This is a genomic window from Nitrobacter hamburgensis X14, from assembly GCF_000013885.1.
Classification (GTDB): Bacteria; Pseudomonadota; Alphaproteobacteria; order Rhizobiales; family Xanthobacteraceae; genus Nitrobacter; species Nitrobacter hamburgensis.
Genome location: NC_007964.1, coordinates 777,622 through 789,705 on the forward strand (window position 1 = coordinate 777,622; position 12,084 = coordinate 789,705).

10 protein-coding genes and 2 pseudogenes are annotated in these 12,084 nt (G+C 60.7%); 4 read left to right on the top strand and 8 right to left on the bottom strand.

Translation table 11 applies throughout. The features are described from left to right. Positions 1-70: 70 nt before the first annotated feature. The 6 genes and pseudogenes from NHAM_RS03655 to NHAM_RS03680 all read right to left on the bottom strand — a co-directional run bounded on the left by NHAM_RS03655 (position 71) and on the right by NHAM_RS03680 (position 5,231). Positions 71-688: a ParB-like protein gene (locus NHAM_RS03655; protein WP_011509292.1), complete on the bottom strand. Its 618-nt coding sequence runs from the start codon at positions 686-688 to the stop codon at positions 71-73. Between the two features lie 3 nt (positions 689-691). After that, entirely contained in the window at positions 692-2,404 is a 1,713-nt protein-coding gene (locus tag NHAM_RS03660; protein ID WP_011509293.1) for a SulP family inorganic anion transporter, read from the bottom strand. A gap of 361 nt (positions 2,405-2,765) precedes the next feature. Then, positions 2,766-2,879 (bottom strand): annotated as a pseudogene (locus NHAM_RS27895) (serine protease); the annotation flags it as partial. Between the two features lie 215 nt (positions 2,880-3,094). After that, on the bottom strand, positions 3,095-3,475 hold the full coding sequence (locus NHAM_RS03670; RefSeq protein WP_245269980.1) for a nuclear transport factor 2 family protein: 381 nt from the start codon (positions 3,473-3,475) through the stop codon (positions 3,095-3,097). Between the two features lie 149 nt (positions 3,476-3,624). After that, positions 3,625-4,047 carry a DoxX family protein gene (locus NHAM_RS03675; protein WP_011509295.1) on the bottom strand — a complete coding sequence of 141 codons (423 nt, stop codon included), beginning with the start codon at positions 4,045-4,047 and terminating at the stop codon, positions 3,625-3,627. Positions 4,048-4,151: 104 nt separating this feature from the next. Next, a complete protein-coding gene (locus NHAM_RS03680) occupies positions 4,152-5,231 on the bottom strand; it encodes an alkene reductase (protein ID WP_011509296.1) in 1,080 nt (359 codons plus the stop codon). A 499-nt stretch (positions 5,232-5,730) separates the two neighbouring features. Here NHAM_RS03680 and NHAM_RS26405 point away from each other — a divergent pair, with 499 nt between their 5' ends. The 4 genes and pseudogenes from NHAM_RS26405 to NHAM_RS26410 all read left to right on the top strand — a co-directional run. Next, a complete protein-coding gene (locus NHAM_RS26405; protein WP_157043526.1) occupies positions 5,731-6,192 on the top strand; it encodes a hypothetical protein in 462 nt (153 codons plus the stop codon). A 271-nt stretch (positions 6,193-6,463) separates the two neighbouring features. Next, on the top strand, positions 6,464-7,579 hold the full coding sequence (locus tag NHAM_RS03690; RefSeq protein WP_245269981.1) for an efflux RND transporter periplasmic adaptor subunit: 1,116 nt from the start codon (positions 6,464-6,466) through the stop codon (positions 7,577-7,579). A gap of 31 nt (positions 7,580-7,610) precedes the next feature. Continuing rightward, on the top strand, positions 7,611-10,784 hold the full coding sequence (locus tag NHAM_RS03695) for an efflux RND transporter permease subunit (RefSeq protein ID WP_011509299.1): 3,174 nt from the start codon (positions 7,611-7,613) through the stop codon (positions 10,782-10,784). 152 nt (positions 10,785-10,936) lie between these two features. Beyond that, positions 10,937-11,023, top strand: a pseudogene (locus tag NHAM_RS26410) (IS5/IS1182 family transposase); the annotation flags it as partial. Here the strand turns inward: NHAM_RS26410 and NHAM_RS23850 are convergent. Both NHAM_RS23850 and NHAM_RS03705 read right to left on the bottom strand, forming a co-directional pair. Further along, positions 11,016-11,699, bottom strand: coding sequence for a GNAT family N-acetyltransferase (locus tag NHAM_RS23850; RefSeq protein WP_011509300.1), 684 nt, complete (start codon positions 11,697-11,699; stop codon positions 11,016-11,018). The pseudogene NHAM_RS26410 and the gene NHAM_RS23850 sit on opposite strands and share 8 nt — an antisense overlap. Before the next feature lie 175 nt (positions 11,700-11,874). Next, complete coding sequence (locus NHAM_RS03705) at positions 11,875-12,060, bottom strand: hypothetical protein (protein WP_041358688.1); 186 nt, start codon at positions 12,058-12,060, stop codon at positions 11,875-11,877. Between the last annotated feature and the right edge of the window lie 24 nt (positions 12,061-12,084).

A 12,084-nucleotide genomic window follows, 5' to 3' on the forward strand; every position in this document is an offset into this window, starting at 1 on the left:
CTCATCGAATGATGTTGCTAATGAGCACCGCATATAGGATCGCGTTTGAATCGTGGTCTGTGCTGCTTGTTCAGTTGTCAGGGCCGCTCCATCCGGGCAGGTAGCCGGCCGATTTCTGCCGTGCTAGTCGCAGCGCATGAGTGGCGGCTTTGTGGAAATCATCCTCCAGGCCCCGTGCGTCCATCCGGCGTCGGAAAAAGTCCGCCCACAAGAACTCGGCGAAGGGCGTGGTGTCCTTGGCATAGCCGCCTAGGCGCCTGACCTCTCCGGCCAGACTGCGGAAGGGGTCGTCGACGAGTTTGTCAACGCTCTTGGGAAGATCGTTGTAGGGACGGCGCCTGCCGGAGGCATCGAACGGGTGCATCCAGGCGCGGTTATCCAGCACGATCAGGAAGGCGTCCTTGTCGAGCGCAGAAAGATCGCAGATCACCGTGAGGAGAACCTGCTCGATGTCCTCTTGATGCAGGGCGAGCGCAAGATGATGATGGTCCACAATGTAGTAGCGGCCCTTCGGTCCGACGACGGCGGGAAGGGAATGCCCGGCCAGGAAAACCCCGGTCTTGCCGACGGTCATCGCCCGGATATCCTTGCGCTTCCGCGCCACCTCGCGCAGTCCGACCGTCATCTGGGTAGGCCGCAGGGTACTCACGGAAACGGTGTGCAGGACAGGTAGGATGTTCGTGGGCATGGCTCATTCCTTGCCATTGGCAGAGGGCGGCACTGCGTCCTGTCCACGCGTCAGTGCGCGTACGGCGTCGTCGACGCTGCGGTAGACCCCGGCCGAACCCAGCATGGCGGTGATGCCGAAGCGTGCCAATGCGTTCTGCGCTCTGACCGATTCCAGCCGAGCGATCGAGAAGGTAATTCCGGCGTCTCGGCAATGGGTGATCACCTCGCGCAAGGTCTGCGCCGCCGTATAGTCGATGTCGATGACGCTGCTGGCCTCGAACACCACGTGCTTCAGGCTGCCCGCGCGCTCCCCCACCATCGCGTGGAAGTCCTGGCGGAAGCGATCTGCGTTGACGAAGGACAGCGGCGCTTGGAACGCTGCTACCAGCACGCCTGCGATCCGCTCGCCCGCCGGCTTGCCGTCCGGTGGCCACCATATGGAGGTGCCCGGCACGTGCTCGAACTCGATCGCCCTGGCCTGGGTGATGGTCCACACGCCGTGCAGCAGTGACAGGCCGATGCCGATGGCGACGCCGATCTCAATCGGCAGCGCCACGATGGCGAGCGCGGTGGTGGCGATCAGCAAGAATTCCGTCGGTGCCTGGCGCAGCGTTGCCATGAAGGTCTGCCAGCGCAAGATACGCATAGCCACGAAGAACAGGATGCCGGCCAGCGCCGCCTGCGGCACGTTTTTTAAAAGGTCGGTGCCGAACAGCACAAGCGCCAGCACGATGGCCGCGGCCAGCAGGCCGGCGACCTGCGAGCGCCCGCCCGTCTCGACCGCGATGGCGGTGCGGGGTGGGCTGGAATTGACCGGGAACGCACCGGCGAGGCCGGACAGCAGGCTGCCCGCGCCGACGCCGATGAAATCGCGGTTGACGTCGTCAGAGCCCGAAGTACCGCTGCCGGCGAAGGAGCGCGTGGTGGCCGCCGTCTGGACCATGATGACGATGGTGACCAGAAGGGTTAGCGGCACCAGCGTACGCATGTCCCCGAACGTCACCTCCGGCAGACGTAGGCCAGGCGAGGCGGCCGGCAGTGTGCCGAGGACCGCGACGCCGCGCGCCGGCAGACCGAAGGCGACCACCACGAGCGTGGCCGCCGCTAGTGCGATCAGCGCGCCGGGGACACGCGCGCTGATGCGCTCGCACAGGACGACGACGGCGAACACGGCTATGCCGATGGTGGCGCTATAGGGATTGATGTCACCCAAGCCGCCATAGACCGCTGCGATGCGGTGGAAGACGTCTCCGCTTCCAGGGTGCAGGCCGAGCAGTTCAGGAAGTTGCGAGGTAACGATATGGATCGATATTCCGGCAAGGAAGCCGGCCGTGACCGGCACCGAGAGCAGATCGGCGACCCAGCCGAGCCGCAGCAGGCCGGCGGCCGATACTGTGGCGCCTACCATCAGCGCGAGCAACGCAGCCAGCGCCTGGTAATGCGGCGAGCCAGACGCGGCCAAAATCACAAGGCCCGCCGCGAAGATCGGCGTGATGGTGGAATCCGCACCAACGGAAATGTGGCGGCTCGAGCCGAGCAGCGCGAAGGCTACGGTGCCCGCCAGGAAAGCGACGAAGCCGGCCTGGGGCGAGAGATCGCCGAGGCGCGCGGTGGCCATCTGCTCGGGGATGGCAATGGCAGCCAGTGTCAGGCCAGCGAAGGCGTCACCGCCCAGGTCCTTGCGGCTCCAGCCGCGCATGGAGGCGAACAGCGGGGACTGTCCCATACCTTGCATCGGCGGTTACCTTGCCCAATTACACCTGCGCGTTACTTGACCAAACGTGTCATGCAATTGTGTTTATAAACCTAAGCTCCGCAAAAAACAGCGAGTGTTTGGTACATCAGCATGCCCAACCGAGAAGAGACGAGTGATCCAGTAGATTGCGTTTCGACCGAATGGCTCGATCCCGTGCTCCTGCTTGATTGTTTAGCTAGGAATGTCGTTTGGCCATCGATTGACGATCGCTAATGCCACGCCGGCAGACGAGGCAGTCGACAACGTCATCGCATTCCTGATGGGATGCTGCGCAAGATGGCAACGGTTCAAGGCGGCGGAGACATTCTGGAATCGGTGGGCTCGTCGCTCGTCCCGCAAAACTGTCGGCCGAGACCCCGATGAAGGCGCGGCGCACATGGCCGAAGCGGATGATTTCGGCAATGACGAAACTGGCGGTGTTGGAAGCGATGGCGAAGGCGATGCCTTGCGCGCCAGTGCGCGGACCACGCGACTGATCCGCAGACTGGGGCCAGACAGTGCAAGCGTTGCGGTCACACTTGGCGTATTGCGTCGCGGCGAGGCGCGCGACGTGACGGTTACCATTGGCGAAAAGCCGTTGAGCTGAACGGCGTTCCTCCTGCTCATGATGTCGTGCGATTACGCGAACTTCGAGAAGGCACTCACAATGGTGGTCGCTCGGGACGGCGTTCAGTTGGGGAGGTCGTCAAAGAAGAGATAGACGGCGGCAATCTTGCCGTCCCGGACGATCGCAAAATCGGTGCCGGCGTAAGCGGGCGGCTTGCCGGGGCTGCCCGATACCCACCGGACCCGGCCGCCATCGCCCATCTCCTCAGGTTGGGAGATCGGCTGATAGTGAAAGTCAGGATGAGACGCCTTGATCACGGTGGCGATACGGTCGATCTCGTCGCGGCCGCGGAAAATTCCGCCTTTGGGGTCGCAGAACACAGCGTCTTCGTGGAAGATCTCGTCGATCGCCGCGCGTCGACGCGTGGGGTCGATTTCGCCAAACACATCGTGGAGGTTGCGAAGCAACAAGGTCGATACCGTGTTGGACATGGTTTTCTCCACTTGGCATGGAATGCGGCATACGATGCGTTGACGTAGGATTGTTCTGTTGCAAGAAGGTCAGGGAGCGAGCGCCAACGACGTTCTCAACGTGGTGATCGGGCTCGGTTCGTGACGCTCAAGACCACGAGCGAGAACGCCGTCGCAGATATTCAAGCGGCCACGGCCGGGCTTGAACCTATGCTGCCAGCCTTGCGCCGATTGTCGATGCTAAGCGCACCGGCGCCGAATGCCGCGATCTGCAGAAGCCCACCCGCCATCATCACGTTCTTGAGGAAGTGGATCATCTGGTTCTGATCGGCAAAGTTGTTGTGAAACGACACCGCCGCTGCAAGCGAGAACAGGGCAAGAGCAGCGGCGACGGAGCGAGCATGATACCCGGCAATGAGCAGCAGACCACCGCCGAGTTCGACAACGACAGCCACGGCGAAGGCCAGTGGTGGGAAAGGCAATCCGACGGCGCCGATCATCCCGGTTGTGGCGCTATAGGCGCCGAGCTTGCTCAAGCCGCTCATGGCAAAAGGAAGACCGATCATCAGCCGGCCGGCGAAGGGAAGATAACGGATAATCGTCATGGCAATGACTCCTGTATGAGGGGAATTTTGCTGCGCCGAGATCTGGCCGGCTCTGAGCCGCGCGGCCGCGCAGCTCGATCGATGACGGACAAACGTCGCGCGGTTCAGGCGGCGGTGGCCACAAGCGCGGGATAGTCGGTGTAGCCTTGTGCGGTGCCGCCAAAGAAGGTGGTGCGGTCTGCCGTGTTCATCGGCGCATCGTTTTTTAAGCGCACGACGAAATCCGGGTTGGCGAGCACCATCTGCCCATAGGCTTCCAGGTCGGCCAGTCCCGAAGCCACATCTCCGCCGATCTGGTCGCGTGGGCGGCCGGGTCGATTCAGGATCAGCGCCTGCTTCCACCGCGCGCGCAGGTCGGCCATCAGTATGTCATCGCCGTTGTGGATGACGTGGATGTAGGCAAGGCCGAGTTTGTCGAGTTCGGCGACCAGATAGCGGTAGAGATCCGAGCTGCTGGTACCCTCGTCGATACCGCCGAGCGTCGATCCGGGAGACAAGCGGATCGCCGTCCTGTCCGCACCGATCTCCTCGGCGACGGCCTTGGCAACTTCGATCGCGAAGCGGGTCCGGTTTTCGATGGAACCGCCATACTGGTCGGTGCGCGTGTTGGCGTTCGGGGCGAAAAATTGCTGCAGGAGATAGCCGTTGGCGCCATGGATCTCGACTCCGTCGGCGCCAGCCTTAATGGCCGCGCGCGCGGCGTGACGGAAGTCGGCAACGGTCTGGCCGATGTCTTCGGCCGACAATGCGCGCGGTACCGGAATGTCCTGCATCCCCGTTGCGGTGAACATCTGCGATGCGGGTGCGATGGCGGACGGCGCAACGGCCTGGCGATGGTGCGGCGTGTTGTCGGGATGCGACATGCGCCCGACATGCATGAGCTGGATGAAGATGCGACCGCCCTTGTCATGCACGGCCGTCGTTATCTTCTTCCATCCGGCGATATGTGCTGCGGTGTAGATGCCCGGCGTCGTGAGATAGCCCTGTCCGTCGTCCGAAGGCTGCGTGCCTTCCGCCACGATCAGGCCGAGGCTGGCGCGCTGGGCATAGTATTCGGCGGCCAGTTCTCCCGGCGTGCCGTCCTGCCTGGCGCGGCTGCGGGTCATCGGGGACATGACCAGACGATTTGGCAGGACGTGGCGTCCGAGGCGGGCAGGCGTGAATGTGTGCGTGCGAAGTGTCATCGTGTGCTCCTTCGGCTGCTTGGGCCGTTCCTTGGTCGGGGGCGCTCAACGCCGCCTTCATGCACAAAATGAGGGGTGGCTGGCATCGGGTGTAGCCAGCATGTTTTGATGTTATCCATCGGCTGGACCGATGGAGTGGTCGATGCTTGAAAGCGTATCGACCAGTTGCGGATGTTCGTGGCTGCTGCCGATGAGGGCAGCTTTAGGCATGCCACTCCACGCCGGAAGGCGGCTGGTCGAGCTTTCGATTGAAGAGGCGCCGCCTGGAGGACTGCCTCTGCCCATGTTCGCAGTCTATCGGGAAGGCGAGCCTCCGGGGCCAGCCGGGCGATGGATGATCGAGCGCTTGAAGAACTGCTCGGCAGGCGTCGCAGCGAAGGAGGCCTCGCGAACGTGCTGAGCGGAGCGCGCGCCTTGGACGGCGGCGGCAACGCCATGAAGAGCGGCCCTGCTTTGCGACCACCACTGCAAAGTTTCCAGCGATTTCGACCTTGTAGTCGTGCCGACGCATAAGCATGTCGGGGCCGAAATAAAAATCCTGCTCGACGCAGTGGCTCGCGATCGTTGCGGGGAACGTCGCCCTCAGACCGCGCCGGATCTCGATTCCTTCGCGCCACGGTTCGATTTCGCGAACCTGGAATCCGTCCATTACAAGAAGGAACGGAGTTGTCATGTAGGTCCAGAGAGCGCATCCGCTGAAGTAGGCGTGATGCAGCACGTCCCAACTGGTCCGCATGTCATGTCCGGCAAACGAGTCGCGCGGATTTCGTCGTTCCGCGACGGTCGTTTCTCTCGTGATGATGGCAATGCGTTCGGGAGTAAAGTCAATGCGCTGGCCGGTCTTCCCGAAAGGCTCCACGGAACCCCACTGTCGGTGCAGGTCGACCCGCAGCGTCGGGGGATTTTGGTCCTGACTGACACCCTTCAATGCCTAAAGCTTGCCACCACATCATTGCGGTGAGAGTGCGATGGGCGTTCCAGCGGTTCAGGCCGCCGTGTGCCTGGATGGCGTCGGTCAGCAACGGAATCATCTTCGCTCTCCCAATCGTGCTCAAGGCCGCAGCAGAGTGCGCGTAAACGCGCGAGCTTTTTCAAACGAGGGTCGTTAGCACCGAACGAATAGACTAAAAATGGACTCGCTTTCACTCCAATATTTCGAGACACTGTCCGAGCCTGACGCGTATTGGAGACTTGCTCTGATGACACGGGCTCCATTTCCAATGATTGGCTTATTGCTGGCCAGCTTGCTTGCCGGTTGCGACGCCAAACCGGCGGCGAGCACCAATCCTCCTCCGCTGCCATCCGTCACCGTTTCGAAACCAATTCAGAAGTCGGTTACCGAATGGGATGAATACACTGGCCGGTTCGAGGCGCTGAAGACGGTCGGTGTTCGTGCGCGCGTCTCGGGTTTCATAGATTCCATTCATTTCAAGGACGGTCAGATTGTCAAAGAAGGCGATCTCCTGTTCGTGATCGACCAGCGGCCCTATAAACTCGCGGTCGATCAGGCTAAGTCCGATCTCGAGCGGGCGCGAGCCAAGCTTGAGATCGCCACGGCCGACGTGGAGCGGGCGACGCCGCTGATCAGACATCAGACCTTAACCGCACGTGAGTTCGACACGCGAAGGTCCACGCAACGCGACGCCGTAGGCGGAGTTGGCGCGGCTGAGGCTGCGCTCAAGCAAGCCGAACTCAACCTCGAATGGAGCGAGGTTCGTGCCCCCATAGCCGGACGTATTTCCGATCGGCGCGTCGATGCCGGAAATCTGATCACGGGCGGCCAGAGCGGGGCGACGTTGCTGACCGTGATTGTTTCCCTCGATCCCATTCACTTCATATTCGATGGCAGCGAGTCCGATTTCCTGCACTACCTGCGTCTCGCCGCAACCGGAGGGCGACGATCGTCGCGCGACGTGCAGAACCCGGTTGCCGTTCGACTCGCGGACGAGACCGATTTCAAGCACACCGGCCGAATGGATTTCGTTGATAACGTCATTAACCCGAAGACAGGCACGATTCGCGGCCGCGCCATCTTCGATAACAAGGATGGATTGCTGACGCCGGGCTTTTTTGGGCGGCTTCGACTCTATGGCGGCGAGACCCAGGCATTTCTGATCCCTGATAGTGCGATCCTGTCCGATCAGGCGAGCAAGATCGTATTCACCGTCGCTGAAGATGGCACGGTTGGCATCAAAAAGGTCGAACTGGGTCCGATCGTTGATGGACTGCGCGTCGTTCGCTCGGGTCTGGCGCCAAAAGACCGTATCGTGATCGAAGGGTTAGCACGCGCGCGGCCCGGACAGAAGGTCAAGGCAGAGGACGGAACGATAAAGGCCGCTGCGAACTAAGCGCTGTTCGGCGCGGGGTGGTGAGGCTCAAATGCGGTTTCCCCATTTCTTCATCGACAGGCCGATCTTCGCGAGCGTGGTTTCAATTATCCTGACGCTTGTCGGCGTGATCGCCCTTCGCGCGCTACCGATCACTGAATTTCCTGAAATCGCTCCGCCGACTATCGAGGTGACGGCAACCTATGCTGGTGCTGCGGCCGATATCGTGGCCGAGACTGTCGCCTCGCCGATAGAGCAGGAGATCAACGGCGTCGACAACATGATTTATATGGTGTCGCAATCGACCGGCGACGGCACGACAAAGATTGACGTAGTCTTCAAGCCCGGCACGAATATCGACGATGCGCAGGTGCTGGTGCAGAACCGGGTCTCGATCGCGTCGCCGCGTTTGCCGGAAGAGGTGCAGCGTGTCGGTGTGACCGTCAAGAAAAAATCACCTGACCTGATGATGGTGATTCATCTGATCTCACCCGACGGCGCGCTCGATCAATCGTATATTTCGAACTACGCGACCATCAATATCAAAGATGTGCTTACCCGTGTCGACGGGGTGGGTGATACGATCGTGTTTGGCGCGCGTGACTATTCCATGCGGATTTGGCTTGATCCGGCCAAAGTGCAATCGCGCGGTCTGACGGCGAGCGATGTGATCACCGCCTTGCGCGGCGCCAACATTCAGGTCGCCGCTGGCGCCATCAATCAGCCGCCCGCGAAATCTCCGGTTGGATTCGAGGTGGCGGTGCAGACACTGGGTCGGCTGTCCAGTCCGGAGCAGTTTAGCGACATCATCGTCGCGACCGATCAGGACGGCGGGGTGACGCGGGTGCGGGATATCGCTCGGGTTGAGCTTGGCGCGTATACCTACACCACGAACGCTTATCTCGATGGCAAGGTCGCGACCGCAATCGGCATATTTCAGCGTCCCGGCTCAAATGCGCTTAAGACCGCCGCCGCTGTAATCGCAACGATGGACGAGCTTGCGAAGAACTTTCCCCCCGGTCTCGGCTACCGCATCGCATACAATACCACCGAATTCGTTCAGCAATCGGTCGACGAGGTGATCCGAACCTTGTTCGAGGCGCTTGTCCTGGTGGTGCTCGTCATCATCCTATTCTTGCAGACATGGCGTGCCGCGATCATTCCTGTGGTCGCTATTCCGGTGTCTTTGATCGGCACGTTCTTCGTGTTGGAGGCTTTTGGCTTCTCGCTGAACAACCTGACGCTCTTCGGGCTTGTCCTCGCCATTGGCATCGTCGTGGACGACGCTATCGTCGTGGTCGAGAACGTCGAACGTTATCTGCGTCAGGGCCTGAGCCCGCGCGAGGCTGCTCACAAAACCATGGATGAGGTTGGTGGCGCTTTGATCGCGATCGCGCTGGTCCTTTGCGCGGTGTTCATTCCCTCCGCATTCATCGCCGGTATTTCCGGCGCATTTTATCGGCAGTTCGCTCTCACCATCGTGTCCTCGACGATCATCTCGGCCATCGTGTCGTTGACACTGTCGCCGGCGTTGGCGGCACTGTTCCTGCGGCCGCATGGCCATGAACAAAAGCCGGGCTTCTGGATGACCGTCGGCCGGCCATTCAATGCCTTCTTTGCCGGATTCAACAGAGGCTTCGATAAGCTTTCGAGTGGCTATGCGGGATTGACCAGACGGGTGCTGCGAATCCTGGCGTTGATGCTGTTCGTCTATGCCGGCCTGATTGGCCTGACCTACTTCCAGTTCGCCCGCACGCCGTCTGGGTTCATCCCGCCGCTGGATCGCGGCTATTTCATCACGGCGATCACTTTGCCGCCGGGTTCTAGCCTCGAACGCACCGATGCCGTCATCCGCAAGGCATCGGACCTTCTGCTATCGCGGCCAGGCGTCGCCCACACCGTGACTTTCGCCGGGTTCGACGGCGCGACTTTCACGAACGCTCCCAATTCCGGTGTTCTTTTCGTTACCCTTAAGCCTTTCGAGGAAAGGGTAAAAGAGAAGCTCAAGACTGAAACGATCCTTAATGATCTGCGAGCGCAGGTGCGAGCGTTGCGCGAGGCCTTCGTTCTGGTCATTCCACCGCCCTCGGTCCCCGGCATCGGAACGGGCGGCGGCTTTAAACTCTATGTCCAGGATCGCGCTGGCCGCGGTCCGCGTGCGCTGGAGCGAGTCGTCGGCGCAATAACCGGCATGGCTAACCAGACCCCTGGGCTCGTTCAGGTCTTCACGCTGTTTAACGCCGCGACGCCACAGGTTTTTGCCGACATCGACCGCACAAAGGCCGAGATACTCGGTGTGCCGATCTCGCGTTTCTTCGACACGCTGTCGACCTATATGGGCTCGACCTACGTCAATGACTTCAACATCCTGGGGCGCACCTATCGGGTGACTGCACAGGCCGACAATCCATTCCGGCTTTCGACGCGCGATGTGGAAGCCTTACGGACCCGTTCGAACGCATCGGAAATGGTGCCGCTCGGTGCGGTTGCAACTTTCAGCAATATCACCGGACCGTACCGCGTGCCGCGCTACAATCTTTTCCCCGCGGCTGAGGTGCAGGGTGCCACGACGCCCGGGTTTTCGACGGGGCAGGCGATTGCCTCAATGGAAAGTATTCTGGCCAAGAACTTGCCGTCCGGTTTTGGCTTCGAATGGACCGAGATCGCCCTGCAGGAGAAAGTTGCTGGCAATACCGCCGTCATCGCATTCAGCTTCGCGGTGGTGTTCGTGTTTCTGTTGCTGGCCGCGCAATACGAAAGTGTATTGCTGCCACTTGCGGTGATTTTGATTGTGCCGATGTGCCTGCTTGCCGCAGTCAGCGGCGTGCTGTTGCGCGGCATGGACAACAATATCCTGACTCAGATCGGCTTTGTCGTATTGATCGGCCTCGCCGCCAAGAATGCCATTCTTATCGTGGAATTTGCACGCCAGGCGGAGGAGGGGGGCGCCAGTCGCTGGGATGCTGCGGTGCAAGCGGCGCGTACGCGGCTGCGCCCGATCCTGATGACGTCGCTCGCGTTCATCCTCGGCGTCGTGCCATTGGTGATTGCGACGGGGGCGGGTGCGGAACTCCGTCAGGCGCTCGGCACAGCGGTCTTCTTCGGCATGCTCGGCGTGACGCTGTTCGGTCTCGTGTTCACGCCTGTGTTCTATGTTCTGGTGCGCTGGATCGCGTCGATCTCCTTCCGCCGTGGCACGGCCGACACGACGCAAGATCCTTCATAACAGCGTCGTCGCCATGCCACGTTTAAATCGAAACATGCGCGCAGGCTTCGGGAGAACCGCTTTTGGCGTGAAGAGCGTCTTTTGCAGGCTCCAGCAGCCGCCGCAGCATCTGCTCCGCAGCGCGCCAGTTATTGTCTTTCGTACGACGAAGGCGGCACATCGCAACCCGCTACGACAAACTACTCGCCAACTTCATGGGCTTCGTCAAACTCGCCGCCATCGCCATCCGGCTCAAATAGTTAAATCGTCGCCACGGCCTAGCGAACGGGACGTGACGCACATTGGCGGGCGGCTCATGAACCAGTTCGGCACTTCAAGAACGAGTTCCTGCTTGATCACAACAAAGCCGACACTCCGATAAAATGTCGCGTTGATTTCCAGATCCGTCTCCAGCCATGCCGAGGCAGAGAGCGCATCCATACGCTGGCAGCAGTGCATCATTAAACGCCGCCCAATTCCGTGCCGCCGATATGCCGGCAGCACGGCCAAGGGACCGATGTGCCAGTGCGGCTCACGCGGGTCGTTCCGTTCCCAGGCAGCGAGCCAACGATGGACACGCAACAGAACCGCGGGCCGGATGCTGGTCAAGAGCGCGAGGCCAATGCGCAGCCTGCCACTCAGCGTTGGACGACACCGGCCGGGCTGGATCATGCCCAGCACGCCGATTAGTACACCATGCACGTAGGCGCCCAGCACCTCCCCATTCGAATGGGCATAGCGAACCAAATGAAAAAGGAACCGTAACAGGCGCTGTCGTCGTCGATCAGGTTCATCGCCGAACACCCTGACATGCAACGGATTGTCACGCATGCCGTGGGCCAGGATGGCCGCCGCCGCGTGCAGTTCGTCCGTCGTCAGCTTTCTGATCTCGACGGGAGAACGCTCATCAGACTGGCATTGTCGCCCTTGCGGCATCAGAGGTGCTCACCAAAGGAAACTCGACCGTTATAGTCGACATCATAAACGGTTCGCCCGAAAAGAACCTGCCCCTTTTCGGAAACGGCTTTCCGCGTCACGTTCTGCATACTCCAGACATGCTCGCAGAAACTGAGAGCGCGCCGGTTTCATTCGTGGCGAGGCGTAGGAAATCTTACCGCATATGTCCAAGACCGATCCCAAGCTTATTTGCCTTCTGACGCAACGAACCTTCGGTGCGTTTCATCTGCTTAGCGATCTTTGCGACCGGTGTTCTAGCTTTTGAATGAGCCTTGAGGGTCTTCAGTTCGTCTTTTGAAAAAAGTCTGCGAACAGGTTTTTTCTTGGCCTTCTTAGCCATTTGTTGGGCATCCATCATTTGTTG

Bases quoted from the DNA above. Each gene is read 5' to 3' on its own strand.
- NHAM_RS03655 (WP_011509292.1), bottom strand. From the start codon at position 688: ATGCCCACGAACATCCTACCTGTCCTGCACACCGTTTCCGTGAGTACC.
- NHAM_RS03660 (WP_011509293.1), bottom strand. From the start codon at position 2,404: ATGCAAGGTATGGGACAGTCCCCGCTGTTCGCCTCCATGCGCGGCTGG.
- NHAM_RS03675 (WP_011509295.1), bottom strand. From the start codon at position 4,047: ATGACGATTATCCGTTATCTTCCCTTCGCCGGCCGGCTGATGATCGGT.
- NHAM_RS03680 (WP_011509296.1), bottom strand. From the start codon at position 5,231: ATGACACTTCGCACGCACACATTCACGCCTGCCCGCCTCGGACGCCAC.
- NHAM_RS03695 (WP_011509299.1), top strand. From the start codon at position 7,611: ATGCGGTTTCCCCATTTCTTCATCGACAGGCCGATCTTCGCGAGCGTG.
- NHAM_RS23850 (WP_011509300.1), bottom strand. From the start codon at position 11,699: ATGCCGCAAGGGCGACAATGCCAGTCTGATGAGCGTTCTCCCGTCGAG.
- NHAM_RS03705 (WP_041358688.1), bottom strand. From the start codon at position 12,060: ATGGCTAAGAAGGCCAAGAAAAAACCTGTTCGCAGACTTTTTTCAAAA.